Origin of the sequence: Cellvibrio japonicus Ueda107 (assembly GCF_000019225.1) — a bacterium.
GTDB lineage: Bacteria > Pseudomonadota > Gammaproteobacteria > Pseudomonadales > Cellvibrionaceae > Cellvibrio > Cellvibrio japonicus.
Map to the genome: position 1 here is coordinate 4486101 of NC_010995.1, position 17717 is coordinate 4503817.

At 52.6% G+C, this 17717-nt stretch carries 11 protein-coding genes; all 11 read left to right on the forward strand.

The genetic code is table 11. The features are described 5' to 3' along the window. Window positions 1-771 precede the first annotated feature (771 nt). On the forward strand, window positions 772-1845 hold the full coding sequence (locus CJA_RS18070) for an acyl-CoA dehydrogenase family protein (protein ID WP_012489319.1): 1074 nt from the start codon (window positions 772-774) through the stop codon (window positions 1843-1845). A 98-nt stretch (window positions 1846-1943) separates the two neighbouring features. Continuing rightward, window positions 1944-4574, forward strand: a complete 2631-nt coding sequence (locus CJA_RS18075) for an aminotransferase class III-fold pyridoxal phosphate-dependent enzyme (protein ID WP_012489320.1) — start codon at window positions 1944-1946, stop codon at window positions 4572-4574. Between the two features lie 86 nt (window positions 4575-4660). Then, window positions 4661-6175 carry a bifunctional lysylphosphatidylglycerol flippase/synthetase MprF gene (locus CJA_RS18080; protein WP_012489321.1) on the forward strand — a complete coding sequence of 505 codons (1515 nt, stop codon included), beginning with the start codon at window positions 4661-4663 and terminating at the stop codon, window positions 6173-6175. A 38-nt stretch (window positions 6176-6213) separates the two neighbouring features. Continuing rightward, on the forward strand, window positions 6214-7578 hold the full coding sequence (locus tag CJA_RS18085) for an NAD(P)/FAD-dependent oxidoreductase (RefSeq protein ID WP_012489322.1): 1365 nt from the start codon (window positions 6214-6216) through the stop codon (window positions 7576-7578). 71 nt (window positions 7579-7649) lie between these two features. Beyond that, window positions 7650-10223 (forward strand): efflux RND transporter permease subunit, encoded by a 2574-nt coding sequence (locus CJA_RS18090; RefSeq protein ID WP_012489323.1) that lies wholly within the window; start codon window positions 7650-7652, stop codon window positions 10221-10223. A 3-nt stretch (window positions 10224-10226) separates the two neighbouring features. Continuing rightward, window positions 10227-12062, forward strand: a complete 1836-nt coding sequence (locus CJA_RS18095) for a choline/carnitine O-acyltransferase (protein WP_041551809.1) — start codon at window positions 10227-10229, stop codon at window positions 12060-12062. Further along, the gene (locus tag CJA_RS18100) at window positions 12059-13402 is read left to right on the forward strand and encodes an NADH:flavin oxidoreductase/NADH oxidase family protein (RefSeq protein ID WP_012489325.1); all 1344 of its coding nucleotides are present in this window, start codon (window positions 12059-12061) and stop codon (window positions 13400-13402) included. The genes CJA_RS18095 and CJA_RS18100 overlap by 4 nt, the downstream gene beginning before the upstream one ends. Next, window positions 13403-14719 carry an FAD-dependent oxidoreductase gene (locus CJA_RS18105; protein ID WP_012489326.1) on the forward strand — a complete coding sequence of 439 codons (1317 nt, stop codon included), beginning with the start codon at window positions 13403-13405 and terminating at the stop codon, window positions 14717-14719. Window positions 14720-14722: 3 nt separating this feature from the next. Continuing rightward, entirely contained in the window at window positions 14723-15547 is an 825-nt protein-coding gene (locus CJA_RS18110; protein WP_012489327.1) for an SDR family NAD(P)-dependent oxidoreductase, read from the forward strand. Window positions 15548-15557: 10 nt separating this feature from the next. Continuing rightward, window positions 15558-16850 (forward strand): hypothetical protein, encoded by a 1293-nt coding sequence (locus CJA_RS18885; protein ID WP_012489328.1) that lies wholly within the window; start codon window positions 15558-15560, stop codon window positions 16848-16850. 22 nt (window positions 16851-16872) lie between these two features. Continuing rightward, window positions 16873-17712: an outer membrane lipoprotein-sorting protein gene (locus CJA_RS18120; RefSeq protein ID WP_012489329.1), complete on the forward strand. Its 840-nt coding sequence runs from the start codon at window positions 16873-16875 to the stop codon at window positions 17710-17712. The last annotated feature ends 5 nt before the right edge of the window (window positions 17713-17717 follow it).

A 17717-nucleotide genomic window follows, 5' to 3' on the forward strand; every position in this document is an offset into this window, starting at 1 on the left:
ATATACCCGCCCAAAAAATTTGTAAAAAAATGTATCTGGATTCACTTAATGCAAGGATGCATGTTGTACATAAAAAACCTTACAAGAAACACGTCTTTATCCATACAAAAAACAAAACCTATTATTTTTTTGTGATCAAGTTGTCAAAAATAATTTAAGCGTCGCTAATTTAGCGTATTTAACCATTTCGTTTATTTAACGCGCCACAATGTGAAAAATTCACAGCATTCACACCAATATTGTCATGCACCAGTCATATCTCCCGTGCAATAATTTGCACACTCCCTGATTATTTCATGAGGGACGATTAAAGAATCGGTTGTCGATACATGCAGAAAATGAATTGTTGTTGCACAACCATTTGATAATCACCGCGCAGAAAATTTACACGACAGGATGTAATTTCTTACGTCTTTATTTAAAAAGTTCGTCAGATACCCGCTTTACATCCATACATTGTTTTTGTAGATTTCGCTCGCGTTAACGCGCAGCGCGTGATCGGCCTATCGGCACTTGTCAACTGGCGCAGTATTTTCTGCCTCCCATTTTCAAGCGCAGATAAATAACCATCCTGTCTTTTTATGGCGGGATATATTTGGCAGTAAGCAGGGAAGGTGAAGCAGGGTGATGCAAATCACTCTTTATCGTCGATTACTTCGCCCCCCTTTCTTTCGTGCCTAACAACTAATTGATGAAGTTTAGATAGTTACGGTATCGAATCCTCAGATTGATGCCCCCTGATTTTCTCTTTTTCACAAAAGGAAATTGATTATGTCGTGGAATTTATCAAGTCATTTTCATCAGCATCAATCTGTCCAGCGCCTGGATGAATTGATTGCCGGAAAATCCATTACAGACCTGGAAGCATTATCGCCCGGTGCGCTCAAAGAAATCATCAAGGTTGCCCAACTGGCCAACATCATTATTCCTGTCGAATATGGTGGCCAGGGTAAAAACCTGATTGAAGCCCTGGATATTTTGCAATACGTCGCCAAGCGTTCGCCGTCTTTAGGCATCATCTTGTGTATGCATTACCACGTGGTTGCCACGATTGTGGCTGTTCCACAGTATTTTGCCTTTAGCGATACCCTGCTGCGCGACGTTGCCACCCATAATAAATTGCTGGCCTCGGCATTCGCAGAGGGTACACCCAACCTGGATATTTTCACGTCCTCCGTCAAGGTAACCGCACTTGGTAATGGCAAGCTGAGTATCTCCGGCTTTAAAAAACCTTGCACCATGGCAGGCATCGCTGATTATTACGCTGTTTCAGTGGTGGGTGATGATGATTTGAAAGGTGTGGCAGTTATTGATGGCCGCCTGCCGGGCATTAGTCAAAAGCCCTTCTGGCCAAGTCCATTGCTTAAAGCCGCAGACAGTAACCAGGTGCTCTTTGATCGTGTTGAAATTCCCGAGACCTGGGCTCTGCTGGCCGATGAAGCCTCGATGACCGGTGTGCTGTCCATCGGCCTGGCGATGTTTAACCTGATGATCAATGTCGCCTATACCGGTGTCAGTGCAGCACTCACCGAAAAATTACCGGTCGAGATTGCCAGCCAGAAACACCTGTATATCGATATCTACGGCAAGCTGTTGCAATCCTACTATTCCGCTGTGGGTCTTGCACTGCGTCTCGATGACATTGAGCAACTGGAAAATACCCTCAACCAGATTCTGGTATTGCGTTATCAAAACCAGATGACATTGAAAAATCTGGTTGGGCTGATCAGTGAACACGTGGGCTCTTATGTTTATCTGTCTGATCCGGAATTTGCACTGCTCGCATCTATTAGCAACCTGATTAGCTTCCATCCGCTCAATAGAAAAACCTACGAAAACAGCTAAGGGGTTATCGCCACCTGACACCTATGGCCGATGACTCGGCCATAACCGACAGGTTTGCCCTGCCTTGTTTTGTTAGAAGGATACTTAGGAGATTTAAAATGCAACTGACCAACCTCTGCAATATCTATCGCAACCAGCTGCTCGATACGATCGGCATGCAACGGCAGATTGTGCGCGCACAGGGTGTGTTTTTGGAAGACTCTGCCGGCAATCAAATTGTGGATTGCCTGGCCCAGTACGGCGCCGTGCCTTTTGGCCATAATCCGGAGCCACTGACCAAGGCGGTAAAAGATTACTTCGAACAACAAGGACCCGGGTTTGTGCAGCCGTTCGTGGTTGAACCCACACAGCGCCTGTCACATCGACTCTGCCAACTTGCCGGTGACGCCTACAAGTTTGTGGTATTTACCTGTTCTGGTACGGAAACAGTTGAAGCCGCCATCAAACTGGCGCGCCTGAGCAGCGGTCGGGAAAAAGTTCTGTCCACCATTAATTCCTTCCACGGTAAAACCTATTCCTCACTCTCGGCCACCGGTAGTGAAAAGTATGCGCAGGACCTGATTGTCGATAAGCGCAATTACCACAAGGTGGTATTTAACGATATAGATGCCCTGGAAACGGCATTGGCCACGGGGGAATATGCTGCCTTTATCGTTGAACCCATCCAGGGTGAAGGCGGTATGATCGAAGCGACAGCGGAATATTTAAAAACAGCAGAAGCCCTGTGCAAACACCATGGCACCCTGTTCCTGCTGGATGAAATCCAAACCGGTATCGGACGTACCGGTTATTTTCTGGCAGCACACAAGTACGATGTCAAACCCGACATGGTGCTGTTATCCAAGGCACTGGGCGGTGGAATTTATCCCATAGGGGCAGTCATTGTTAAAAAAGGTGCCTACAACAAGGATTTCGATAAAAAACACAGTTCCACATTTGCCAATGGTGGCCTGGGTGCCCAGGTTGCCAACGCTGTGCTTGACCAGTTTGAGCAGCAGCAGGATCTGCTGGAAGCCATCCGCAACAAGGAAACCTATATCCGCGCGCGCTTGGGCCATCTGGAAAAAACCTTTCCCGATGTGTTTTCCTTCACCGGTGCAGGTTTAATGTATGCGCTGCGCTTCAAGGATGATCACAGTTTCAATAATTACATCATCAGCTTTTGCCAAAACCGCGATGTACTTTCCTACATTATTACCGGCTATTTGCTGAACGAGAAAAAATTCCTGTGCATGCCCTTTTTGGGTGATGCCTATGGTGCAATCCGTTTTGAACCCAGCCTGACCGTATCCCAGGACATTATTGTCAATTACATCAACGCGATTGAAGAAATCTGCCTGATTATTAAAAACCGTCGCTACGATGTACTGATGGGTTATCTGATCGGTCGCACGCTGGAAACCGCAGACCTCGCCAGCCTTATCCAGCATCCCGTCGATAAGGACGAAGTACTGGGCGACTTTGCCTACAGCGAGGAAAAAACGGCTCCGCGCTTTGCCTTTTTAATGCACGCCACCAGCAGTGTGGATGTTGCACGCGGCCTGCCGCTGGCGATTCGCCAAAAATTCAACCGCCAGGAACAGCATGCCCTGGCCGATTGGGTTATGCGTTTTGGTGCCATTGACCCAACACCTGAACGCACCGTACAAGTCACCATGCGCAGTAAAACCGGCAAGCTGGTTGAAGGCCTGCTGATTTTCAGCCCCATGCGTCCGGAAGAAATGATGAAGTTGACTGCCGATGAGAAAAAACAACTCATTAATGACTACCTGGATGTTGCCGAACGCGAACAGGTGGATGTGGTTGGCCTGGGAGCCTTTACCTCCGTTATTTCGCGCGCAGGTGCCGATATCAGCCCGCGCAACTTCCATTTGACGACCGGTAACAGTTTTACCGCCCTGTCTACTGCGGAGGCGGTTAAGCAAGCCATGGGGCCGGAGATCAGCCACAAAAACCTGATGGTGATTGGTGCGCGCGGCTCGGTAGGACGCCTGGCGTTTATGGAGCTTTGCCGCTACTTCAAAAATGTGTATTTGATCGGCAGTGGCCGCTCCGGCACCAGGCCACTCTTTGACACCATCGCCGCTGCGCTGGTGGAATTAATTGACGCCGGTGTAGAGGCAAAACCCGATTCGGCCCTGGCCAGGGCTATTGCCATGCTTCACCTGATGGATATGGATTACGCGCGGGTGATTGCCGAACTGCGCACACGCGGCGCCGGTTTCTTACAGGAAGTGATTAACAATGGCCTGTTGCAGGGTGTCAGTTTCCCTTTTGATGTCTCCTGTGAAATCAGTGATTTTGTGGATTACACCGATTGCGTTGTCACCGTGACCAGTGAAGGCAAACCCTTTATCAAAGCCAATATTTTCAAACGCGGTACCAAGGTGTTCGATACAGCGCGCCCCTTTGATGTGATTGATGATGAAACCGAAAGCGCCACCGGTGTCACTGTGTACGAAGGTGGCCTGGTCGACCAGCCGCAGGAAACGGCATTCGGCGATTGCAATATGATCGGTTCACGCCCCGGTATTAACCTGGCCTGTTTATCCGAAACCATTGCCCTGGCGATGGAAGGTGTCAACCACAACTACAGCGTAGGGCCCAATATTCCCTTCCTGGAAGCCAAAGCAGTATTCAACTTTTCCACCAAACATGGTTTTACCCATTACCTGGGAACTGCCGAGCAGAGCCTGCTGGACGATGTGGTGCTGGTGAACTACCAGTAACGGCCTTTCAATCAAGCCACCCCGGCCCGGCGATTTTCCGGGGCAGGGTGGTGAACCTAACCTTGACTGAAAATAGGGTAACTATCATGGATGCCGTCAACCGTTTTGAAACGCGATCGACCTTTTTACTGTGGCGCCTGGAATATTCAATGTTGTTGCTGATCAGTTTGGCAGCCTTGTTTTACCATTGGGATGAGATTCGCTGGATACCTTTCCTGATTTTATTCTGGTACATAGACCTGATCGGCTATGTACCCGGCGCTATTGTGTACCGCCTGAACAATGGCAAGGTACCGCCTTTTTTCTATTATCTTTATAACTTCACCCACAATTATGTCACCGCCGGTGCTGTTGCGCTTTTGTGGGCCGTATTTGTAGGCATCGAATGGGCACTGCTGGCCATTCCCATTCATTTATTTGGCGACAGGGCGATTTTTGGCAACAGTTTTAAATCCATCAAGATCAATTACGAGGGTAAACCCGACCAGGAATTTACCGAATTTGTACGCTTGTTCGAGCAGAAAAAACCCCACTACGTCGCCACAGGCGATAAGCCTGATAGTCCGGCCACACGGGTAACCAGCGCAGCGCAGCCTGCGGTAAACCCATTGCCCCTGGATCAAGTGGTTGCCTACCTGAACCGCTATGCCAACCACCCGTCATCGTTCCTGGCAACCAACCAGGCAACCTCGCATTTTAGCCTGCCGGGTATCGAGGGTTTTATTCCCTATCGCGATGACCAGAAATGTATTTTCCAGATTTGCGGGGTTATTGCAGCCGAACAGGATCGCGCAACCCTATTGCAGGCCTTTATCGAAAAAACAACCCGCGAAAAAAAAGCGCTCTGCTGTGTACAGATTCGCGCTGACCAGATCGCACTTTACGAAAAATACGGATTCTCCATTAATCAAATGGGGCTGTCCTACACCCTGGATTTGCATCGCTTTACCACAGCGGGTACACCTTTTGTCAGTATGCGCAACAAAATCAAACGCGCACAAAAGGCTGGCGTTAAGGTGCATGAGTTGGGCAAGGATATTCCCTGGACCGACAAGCTGCGCGGCGAACTGGATGCGATTACCCAATCCTGGCTGGCCACCAAAGGCAATAAACCCCTGCTGGAATTTATGGTGGGCGAAATGGCCCCGGAGACGGAACACTACCGCCGCCTTTTCGGTGCGTTTCTTGACGACCAGTTAATTGGCTTTGTCAGCTATGTACCCTCACACGGCGACCTGGGGGGTTGGATGCACGACCTGAGTCGTCGCCAAAAAGAAGTGCCGCCAGGGGTGATGGAGTTAATCAATATCACCGCTATCGACAGATTTAAAACCGAGCAGGTGAATTATTTGAATTTTGGTTTGACCCCTTTCTGCGGAATCAAACCGGAGCTGGATAAGTATGCCTCCAGAAGCCGGTTTTTATCGCGCCTGCTGAATTTCCTGGAGAAGTATGGCCAGGCGGTATACCCGGCCATCAATCAGGTCGCCTATAAGAAGAAATGGCAACCCTTGGCAGAAACAGCGGAATACGTGGGTTTTTATGGCGGTTTTAAACTGGGCCATTTGTACCGGCTGATGAAAATCACCCGCTCCATTTAATACACGTCCTCCATGGGATAGCGGAAGAAGGAAACCTTATGTGTGAACAATCACCCTGGCAGACAGGGCCAGCCAGCGACACCATCACTGCCTTAAATAGGGATCAGGTGTTTGATGTGGTGGTGGTGGGCGGTGGCTTTACCGGATTATCCATTGCCTATCACCTTGCCAAACTCAAAGGTGCAGAAGGTATTGCACTGGTAGAGGCGGCAGAAATAGGGTCGGGCGCCAGCGGGCGCAATTCCGGCATGATCGGCCCCGGTATTTGGGGCACCTATGATCGCATGGAAAAGAAATTCGGCCCCGACATGGCACAGGCGATGTTTGCCCACACCGAATCGGCCGTGCGCATTGCCATCGATTGGATTCAGGCAGAACCCTTACCCTGTGATTTGGTGGTCGGCAAGCAGATCAAAGTCGCCATCACAGAAGCTCACCAGGAAAAACTGGCGCGCGAAGTGAGCGCCCTGCAACGTGCAGGCTTTGCAATCCGCGGATTGGAAAAGCGCGAATTGCAACACCATATTCGCACAGATCGCTATCGCTATGGCTTGGAATATGCACAATCGGCCACGGTTAATCCCCTGGCACTGGCCCAGGCCTTAAAACACCAATTAATTGCCATGGGTGTCCAGGTATTCGAACACACGCCGGTTACCCATATCCAGAGCCACACCCAGCAGTTGATGATAAAAACCCCTAAGGCATCGCTCTGTGCTAAAAACCTGTTTATTGCCGCCAATGGCTTTATGCCCGCCATGGGTATTTTAAAAAACCGGGTGTTTCCCATCTCCACCCATTTACTGCGCACCCAGCCGCTAACCAATACCGAGCTGGCCAGCCTGGGCATTAACAGCCACTGTGCCTTTATCGATACGCGCCGGATTTTTAATTTTTTCCGTTTAACACCGGATAACCGCCTTGTGTTTGGTGGCGGTAAACCGGTGCTCAATCCTGCTAACAGTAACGGACGCTTTGAGCATCACACCGATAAGTGCGCCGGCCAGGTATTACACCGTGAATTGCTTGATGTATTTCCCACACTGGCAGACGTGCCCATTGAAACCCTGTGGCGCGGCACCATGGGTTTTACCATTGATAATTTACCCATCCTCGGCGCTACCGCTGATCCGCGCATTTTTCTTGCCGGTGCCTGGTGCGGCCATGGCCTGGCCCTATCGCTGGCCAATGGCAAACACATTGCACAGGCCTGGATAAACAACGAGCCCATGACCTCTATGCCCTGGCACCGCGCCAGTGCACCGCTCATGCCGCCCGGAGCGCTGTTGGCACCATCGCTGGCAGCTTATATATCAACCCTGTCGCTGGCAGACCGCTGGGACCTGTTCAAAGGTGGCAGCGCTGGTGGCGCGCCGCATCAGACACAGGTTGTGGGCAAATGATGCATTACCGGATTAAGCGCACGCGCCAGCGCTGCAACACCCATTTACTGTTTCAATAATCAGGAGGTTATATGAAAGGCAACTCTGTGCAATCGTCGGAATCGCTAGGTGCCAGGCTACTGGATCGCTACGTCAGCTTTTCCGTCAACAAACCCTGGATACTCTTGTTATTCACGCTCTTAACCACGGCTTTTTTCGGTTTCAAACTGTCCGAATTAAAAGTGGACTCCACGCCGTATTTTATGGATGGCGATCATCCGGAAAGGCGCGAGGAGGCGGTAGTACGCAGCCTGTTCACCAGCACCAAAGAACAGGCCTTTGTGCTGGTGGTGGCGCAGGGCCAGGATATTTATAACCTGAATACGCTGACCACCATCGATAAACTCAGCCATGCCTTTGAAAACCTGTCCCTGCTGCAGGACGATGATGCAGCCCACCTGGAGTCGGTTGCGACAACAGAGGCACAACAAAAACAGGTGGCGCGCATTCTGGAAAACGGCATCCAGGTATCCGACCTGGTCAGCCTGCAGCAATTGCTTGATTCCGGCCTATCCGAAAAATCCCATAAGCTGGTTGAAGACCTGATCATTCGCGTCAAGCCCGTGCATAAAGTCAGAAGCCTGACCCAAATTGAAAACCTGCAGGGCGATGCGGGCTCGCTCGACGTCGGCCCCCTGGTCGATGACATTGCCAATAACGCGGAATTTTTCCAGGGCCTTAAACGCAAGGTGGCAGAGAATACCCTGTATCACCATATCCTGGTGTCCGACGATCACAGGGCGGCCAATATCCAGATCGAATTTAATGTTCCCGATTACGATTCGCCCAACCTGGTTAAAGCACACCAGGCGGTTCTGGATATTATCGATGCACAAGATACCCGCGATGCGATTCACTTCGGTGGAACGCCGGTCGTTAACGCTGAGATAGTTCACGTGCTGGAGCGCGATAACGGTATCTTTTTCCCGCTGGTCATCCTGATTATTGCATTCATCCTCTACATCAGCTTCCGTCGCTTCCAGGGTATCTGGATTCCACTGCTGATTGCCATACTGAGTGTTGTGTGGGCGATGGGTTTTATGTCCATGCTCGGCATCAAACAAAATGTGGTCACCACCGCGCTGCCGGTTTTCCTGATCTCCATTGCGGTGTGCGACTCTATCCACTACCTGAGTATGTATTACCAGAAATTAAAGCAACACGATAAACAAAGCGCGATCCAGGAGAGCCTGAAGAAATTATTTTCCGCCCTGTTCCTCACATCACTGACAACCATGATCGGTTTTTACTCCCTGACCATTACCGAACTGGTGCTGGTTAAAGAGTTCGGCATAGTGATGATTGCCGGTGTGTTTTTTGCGTTTGTCCTGACCATCGTACTCCTGCCCGCCTTATTGCAGCTGACCGAAAAGTCACAGCAGGGCAATAACCACAATACCGCTAAATCCAGTCTCATTGCTGATGCGATTACTGCACTGATCCAGCGTATCAACCATTTTTCACAACAAAAACACAGCCTGCTGCTGGTGTGTGTGTTGGTGTTTTCGGCGCTGGTGGGTTATTTGAGCTCGCAGATTCGCTTCGACCAGCACAACACCTCGTCCTTTGATAAGGACACCCGCCTGAGAATTGACGATGCCGTTTTGAACCAGCACCTCGGCGGCACCAGCCCGTTGAACATTTCATTCCATGCCAGCACCCAGGGGGCTTTTACCCAGGTTGATGTCATCCGCGCACTCGACAAGATTGAACAGCACTTACTGGAGCAATACCCAACCCTGGGCTATGCAAGCTCACCGGTGGATTACCTGAAGCGAATCCACCAGGTACTGACAGAAGCACCCGAATATGCACTGCCCAGGAACCTGAGTTCGGATCAAATTGCCCAATACTATCTGCTCTATGAAACCAGCAACGGACAGGAAATCCGCAATGTGCTGGACGATACCTACAGCCACGCACGCATTGCATTGTTGGGGCATACCGACCAGGCAAGTGAATGGAAAAAAATCATCCGCGAGAGCGATGCCTACATCAAATCGGTATTACCTGCCGGTATCAGCTACCACTTCAGCGGTGTAGGCAATATCCAAAAAGCCAACCTGGATGAAGTAATCAGCAGCCAGATGAACAGCCTGGTGGTGGGTGTGATATTTATCTTTGCCGCCATGGTTCTTGCCACCCGTTCGCTGTTGCTGGGCTTTATCGGGGTGATCCCATTGGCCTTGACGCTGGTCTCACTGTTTGCCTTTATGGCGGTGATGGATATCCACCTGGATATAGGCACGGGCTTAATCGCCGCCCTGGTTTTTGGTATCGGTGTCGATTACTCGATCCACTTTTTCACCCAGTTTAAAAACCATTACCACACCCAGGGCAAGGATCTGGAAACCGCTATCAGCGATGCGCTGACTGATATGGGCGCACCGGTGGTCATCAATTCGCTGTCACTGGCTGCCGGCTTCCTGGTGCTGTCCCTGTCCAGTTACTCACCCCTGGCCTACCTGGGCATGTTTGTGGCCGGCGCTATGGTGCTCTGTGCTGTCTGGGTACTGTTCCTGGTGCCTATGCTGCTGCGCACCTTCTGGACCAGCAAGCTTGAAATCCCCAGCGCACAGGCAGCTGTCGCCGACGTAAAGGACTAGATCATGATGACACTCAAGGAGGATATCAGCCCGACGCCCGCGCAGATGCGCGGGCCCATTCCCTCGCTGGATAATACCTTTCGCTCGCTGCTGGCTGATCTGCTGCCTTATCGCACCCGCTGGCAGGCATGGCGCTCACGCCTGGCCCTGGGGTTGTTAAAACTGGCCAATGTGCCGGTACAGAAAAAACTGCTTCGCTTGCAGGCAGAGGGCCCTTGCGATTGGTTTGCCGAAAGTATCCAGCGCACCTATCTCGAATGTCGGGAAAGCCTGGCCTTTTTCAATGCCTATCAGGTGCACCTGTACACCGATGAGCAAAAAACCCTGTTTGAGCGGGCCGCACAGGTATTGGCCAGTGTGCAAAAAATGGTGATTACCGATGACACCTTTGCGCGCTCTTGTCGCACCTACCGTGTGGCTGAACCCGAGTGTGACAACCTGGTGGAACCGCCAGCTGCAGGCTACGGCGTGCTGTTGGTCAATGGCCAGATGCTGGTATTACCCCATACCTTGCCTGCCTCGGCAGACAAGCTCCAGCAGTGGTCGCTGATATCAAAACAGCGGGCGACTTACGACACCGCCACCCTGAGCCTGGGTGAAGCCAGTGCCCTCGCGCGGCAGGATTGGTATGAACTGTTGCACGCCGCGCGCGCGTGTCACGAATTTAGCGAAGCGCTCAATGTGCTGCGCTCTGCCGATTTCATTCTCTGTCTGGATATGGACCAGGCGCTGTCACTGTCCAACCGCTTTTTTGATAAGGCGATCCAGATTGTTGTTGATCCGGTCTCAACCTATTTGATTTTCGAACATGCGGCGGTCGATGGACAGCATGCAATTTCCATGGGCGAAGCCCTTGCCGCCAATTGCGATCAGGCGCCCCACACCTGGATAGAATTTTTATCGCCCACCGATAATAGCAATATGCACCTGTGGACCACCCGCGTCGTGCATCCCTCTGCGGCGCAACTTGACAAGGCACATCAATACCTCGAACAGGTCTCCAGCGAATTTGTGCGCAAGCGCCACTGGTTTCCCGAGCTGGATGCACAATTTTTTGCGTCGATTACCCAACAGGTGAATGGCGCAGTTTCTGTCGATAACATCATTCAATTGGCCATGGCACTGGCTTTTTTCCGCACCAATGGACGCGTGCCTAGCGTCTATGAACCTGTGAGCCTGGCGCACTTGCCGCCCCGGCGCCTGGATTTTATATCGCCCCTGTCGACAGCGGCGGTCGATGTTATCCAGTCCCTCGATAAGGGCGACCCGGTGCAGGTACGCGAACAACTGCTGGCCGCCATCGCCAGCCATCGCGCCAGGATTCGCCAGTCAAAAAAAGGCGAGGGCGCGCTCGCACATTTACTGGCATTGGCCAGTGCGGAATTTCCCGACAATAAACAGCGCTGTGTACGCATCCAACGCAGGCGTCGCCGCTTGATGTCACGCTTGAGCCACAGCATCGGTTTTTTGGCGCACCGCGACATGATGGTATCCAATGGCGGCACCAGTCCCTACCTGGAAAGTTTCAGCACTATCGTGCACCAGCCCGATATGCTGGGTGTGGGTTATCTGATAGGCGCGCGCGGTTTAGCGCTGGACCTGCAACTGCACGGCGCCTGCAAGGAGGCAATCGAGCCGGGCCTGTTCATCCACCACTTCACCCAATCGCTCCAGGACCTGGTGCAGGTACTGCTCCCCGGCGTCAACCAGGGTACAGCAGCTTATCAACCCGCCGCCGCAACACACACCGCCAGCGCTGTTCACCATCCCTTACTGACCAAGGGCGGTGCAACAGCGCATGCCAGGATGCCCCTCGCCCAACAGGAAACTTCTTTATGACTTCCCCGGTTTCACGCCAACTGTGCCTGCACGATGCACTGGAATTACCCTGTGGCCAGGTACTGCCCAACCGCATCGCCAAGGCCGCCATGACCGAAGGCCTGGCCGATGCCAGTAATCGCGCTACCCCTGCCCACGCTCGCCTGTACCGCCAATGGGCAGCGGCGGGTATGGGCTTGAGCCTCACCGGCAATGTGATGATTGATCGCCAGCATTTGGAGCGCCCCGGTAATGTCGCTATTGTGAATCGCGATCTCTATCCCGAGCTCAGTGCCTGGGCCCGCGCTGCGAAACCGGCTGCCGGGCACTGCTGGATGCAGATCGGCCACGCCGGTCGCCAGACCCCCAGGTACGTCAATCCCACGCCCAAGGGCCCATCGCGTTCGCACCTGCAATTGCTCGGGCAATTCGGTGAAACCCGGGCCTATAGCCACCGTGAAATCCTGGCGCTGGTGGAGCGTTTTGCCGATGCCGCCTGGGTGGCAAAAGCCAGTGGTTTTACCGGGGTCCAAATCCACGCGGCCCACGGTTTTTTGCTCAGTCAATTCCTCTCGCCGCTCATCAACCAGCGCACCGATCAATGGGGCGGCAACCTGGCCAATCGCGCCCGCCTGCTGCTGACCAGCATCGAAGCGGTACGGGCACAGGTCGGCCCCCATTTCCCGATTTCGGTGAAATTAAATTCCGCCGACTTCCAGGCCGGCGGCTTCTCACTGGAAGAATGTATCCAGGTGGTTAAGTGGCTCAATGGATTAGGTGTGGATTTGCTCGAAGTGACGGGCGGCTCCTATGAAAAACCGCAGATGATCGGTTACGAAAAAGTGACCGCGGATAATCGTTATTCCGCCGAGCGCAACACCCCGGTTGCCAAAACCCTGAAACGCGAAGCCTACTTCCTCGAATACGCCAAAGTCATTCGCCAATACGCGCGTATGCCGCTGATGGTGACCGGCGGTTTCCGCACGCGCGCCGCCATGGAGGATGCCCTGAATTCCGGTGCAGTCGATATGATTGGCCTGGCGCGCCCGTTTGTGGTCGATCCACAGATCGCCAGGCCGCTCTTAAACGGCGACCTGCAGACCTTGCCCAACATGGAAGCGCAACTCGCGCGCAAACCCTATTGGATAGGCCCGAGAAGCCCGCTGTTTTTATGCCGCCTGATCAATATCCAGGGCCAGCAGGGTTGGTTTTACCACCAATTGCGGCGCCTGGGCAAAGGCAAGGCACCGGATTTATCCATGGGGGTACTGGGCGGCTTGATCAGTTATGTGTTCAACGAGCGCAGGGCGGCGCAGCGCCTGGAAAAATCCCGACAGTCATTATTGGTTCGCGGAGAATAGATGATGGAAACACAACTCACGACAGGTTTTGATGCACAGGTTGATGTGCTGGTCATAGGCTCCGGCCCCGCCGGCTGCACCACCGCCCTGCGCTATGCCCAGGAGGGATTGCGGGTGGCGCTGGTTGAGCGCAAGCGCGCCATGGATTCCTTCAAGCCGGTCTGCACGCACTTTATCCAGGGCTGTGCAACGCCGGTACTGCAAAAGATGGGTGTGCTCGACACCCTGAAAGCGGCGGGTGCGGTGCGCAACGATATTCACATTTGGACGCGCTACGGCTGGATCAAACCGGAAGTGGATGCCGATGCACAGCACCACGGTTATGTTATCCGCCGCTCCACCCTCGACCCTATCCTGCGCGATGCCGCACAGAACCATCCCAATATCGAACTCTATATGGGATGGCGCCTGGTAAAATTAATCGAGAATGAACAGCAGGACATTATCGGCGCCGAGATTGACAGTGCCGAACAAAAACGCACCCTGCGCCTTGCTGCACAGCTCACCGTGGGCGCCGATGGCCGCAATTCCGCCGTCGCCGAGGGTTTGCCGATCCGCATACACAGCACCGAAAACAAACGCACGTTTTTTGTCAGCTATTACGAAAATTTGCAACTCACGTCCGGCGCGATTTCCCAGCTCTGGTTTTGGAAAAAAGACATCGCCTACTGCTTCCCGTCCGATGGCGGTGTCACGCTGATGTGCCTGGGTATCCACGAAGACAACATGGCGCAATTCAAGGACAACCCGGAGCAGGCATTTCACGATTATTTCAAACAATTAACCGATGGCCCGGCCATGGACATGGCCCAGCGGGTCGCGCCGGTAACCAAGGGAAAGCACATGCACACCCAGCGCCGCTACCATGATCGCTCCGGTGTTGCCCTGGTGGGCGATGCATTGCTGGGCATTGATCCCTTTGCCGGAACCGGCATCGGTTGGGCAATACAGGGCGGCGATTGGCTGGTTGAAGAAACCCTGCCCGCACTCAAGGCACAATCACCGACACACTTGCGTCAGGCCTTGGCGCGTTACACCCAGCTTCATGAAACCCGCCTGCGCGGTCATACCTGGATGATTTCCAATTATTCCTCGGGGCGCGATTTCAATTATGTGTTTCCACCCGAGCGTTTGCTGTTTGCAGCGGCCGTGGACTCACCGGAAATCGCCAGGGTACTGGACCTGTTTTTAAATCGGGTGATCAGCCTGCGCCAATTAATCACACCCAAATTCCTGCTGCATGTGCTGTGGGTCAGGCTGAGGCTGTTATTACTGGGTCGCCAGCCCTGGCTGAACACGTCAGCAGAGAGAGGTTAAGCCATGTCATCTTCTGTGGTGATGCCCATTGCTGTCATTACCGGGGGTTCTGCCGGAATCGGTTTTGAACTGGCCTGCAGGGCGTGTGAAAACGGTTATCGCCCCTTATTGATTGCACGCCATCCGGATGCACTGTCGGCCGCAGCCGATCAGTTGCGCACTCGTTATCGCATTGATCCGCTCCTCTGGAGCGCCGATCTGGCCGATGCACAGGAGCGCCAGCAATTAATTGAGCGATTGCAAACCATTGCAACCGACATCGAAATGGCGGTGTTGTGTGCGGGTATCGGTTTTGGTGGCGCCCTGCACGAAAATACCTGGGAGGCAGAACACCAGGTGTTGCAGGTCAATCTGGTAGGCTTGGTACAATTGTCGCAAATTTTTTGCCAATGGTTTGCCCAGGCACAACGCGGCACCTTATTGAATGTCGCCTCGCTTGCCGGTTTCCAGCCCGGCCCCTATTTCGCCAACTATTACGCCAGCAAAGCCTATGTGCTGCATTTTACCGAAGCGCTGGCGCTGGAGATGCGTCCCTATGGTGTACAGGTATCTGTCCTTTGTCCGGGCACCACAGGCACAGGCTTCCATCAAAAAGCCGGCATTGATAAAACCGAATTGGCACGCGGGCTGTTTGGCATTGTGATGACCCCCGAAGCCGTCAGCCGCATTGCCTTGCGTGAACTGTCGCGCAAGCGGGTGGTAATAGTGCCGGGTTTATTAAATCAACTGGCGGCCTGGAGTGTTCGCTGGGTGCCGCGTTCCTGGGTGCGCGCCATTACCGGATGGATGAATGCACAACCTGCGCTGGCCGCTGTTAAAAATGGATAAGGAGATTTGCATGACCTTTACCAAACGTCCCTTCATTCGCTGCGGGCTGTTAGCGTCCGGCGCACTGTCGCTGCTGATGGCATCACTGGTGCAGGCGGATGAGTGGCAGATAAGCCTGGGGACAGAAGTGCGTTATTTTCCCGGGGATGGCCTCTATGAAAATGCGGGTGATCGCTGGGCCTTTAACCTAGAAGTTGAAAACCACTGGTCTGTCCTCAACGATAGTGACTATCCCCTCTATATCAATTTGCATGGCCAATTTCGCCAGGCTGCCGCCACTGCCGATGATGATCGCAATCGGGTGGATTTTCCCGCGTTAAACCTCGCGCAATTTCGCGATGGCTGGGAATGGACCTTGGGCATGGACAAACTATTCTGGGGCGTTGCCGAATCGCAGAACCTGGTCAATATCGTTAACCAAACCGATTTGCAAGCATCGCCGGATGGCAAAGACCGATTGGGCCAATGGATGGCGCGCACCAGCTGGCACCATGACACTTTCGGCTCCTGGGATTTTTTACTGCTTCCGCACTTCAGGGCGCGCGATTTCAGTAATAGCCGCAGCCGCCTGGCACTGCCACTACCGGTTCTGGGGCGCGATGCCTACGAATCCGGTGACGGTGATAATCACCTGGATTTCGCCAGCCGCTGGAGCCACCAATGGGGCGATTTGACAACCGGGCTTTCCTATTTCAACGGCACCAGCCGCGCACCGGATTTACAACTGGTCATCGATAACACCCACCCATCACAACCCCTGGTACTGCAACCCTTCTATGCCCAAATTGAACACACAGGTTTTGATGCACAATGGATTCTGGGTGAATGGCTGTTAAAAGCCGAAGCGATTTACCAGACCAGCCATAGCGGTCATTACTGGGCATCCATTTCCGGTGTTGAATATACCTTTGGGCAGATCATGGATACCAGCTATGACCTGAGCTGGTACCTGGAATACCTTTACGATGATCGCCAGGCGCAAGCCCCCGCCGGTGTGTTGGAAAACGATTGGATGCTGGCAGCGCGCCTGTCATTTAATGACGAAGCCTCTTCATCGCTGTTGGTTGCTGTCTTTCGCGATGCGGAAGCCGATGAAACCATTGTGAAATGTGAAGGCAGTTACCGCCTGAGCGATCATCTATCGCTCGGCCTGGAATTGTGGACATTTGCCACCGGGCCATCCTATTCGCGTGACCCGGTCACCAGAATTCCCGCCCAGATTGTGGATACTGCCACCTATGGCAAACAGGCGCTCCTGAACGATGAAGATTTTCTCCAACTTTCTGTTACCTATTATTTCTAGGGAAAAGAGGATTTATTAGTTTATGTCTCGTTTAACCAACAACCGTCAAAACCCGCTTCACACATTCCTGAACCGCAGTGCAGCCATGCTCGGCATCCTGCTACTCTGCTGTGGTACAGCGATTACGGCAAACGCCGACACGGATAAAGGCCTGGCCATTTCGCAGGAGGCAGATAAGCGCAACAGCGGCTTTGTGGATTTCCGTGCAGAACTCACCATGCGCATTGTGAACACCCAAGGCGGTGAGAGTTTGCGCAAACTGGATATCAAAACCCTTGAAGGGGTTGAGGAGGGCGATAAAACCATCACGATTTTTACCTTTCCCAAAGATATTCGCGGCTCCGGCTTTTTAACCCACACCAAAAAAACAACCAACGACGATCAATGGCTGTATTTGCCGTCTATCAAGCGCGTTAAGAAAATATCGAGCAAAAATAAACGCAGCCCATTTTTTGGCAGCGAATTTGCATTCGAGGATTTATCCTCACAGGAAGTCGAAAAATACACTTATCATTATTTGAACGACGAGGTGGTGGATGGACTGGATAGCTATGTTATCCAGCGCACGCCCAATGACCCCGAATCGGCGTACAGCAAATTGATTGTGTGGATGGATAAAGAGCACCTGCAAATTCGCAAGATCGATTATTACGATCGCAAAGAGGCTTTGCTTAAAACCCTGACTGCAAGCGATTACACGCTCTATGAAGACAAATTCTGGCGCGCCAGCAACCTGCACATGGTTAACCACCAAAATAAAAAGCAGACCTTCCTGGTGTGGGAAAACTATCGTTTCAATACCGGCTTGAAAGACAGCGACCTGGAACAGCCCGCGTTAATGCGTCCGCTGACCGGTGGTTAACCACC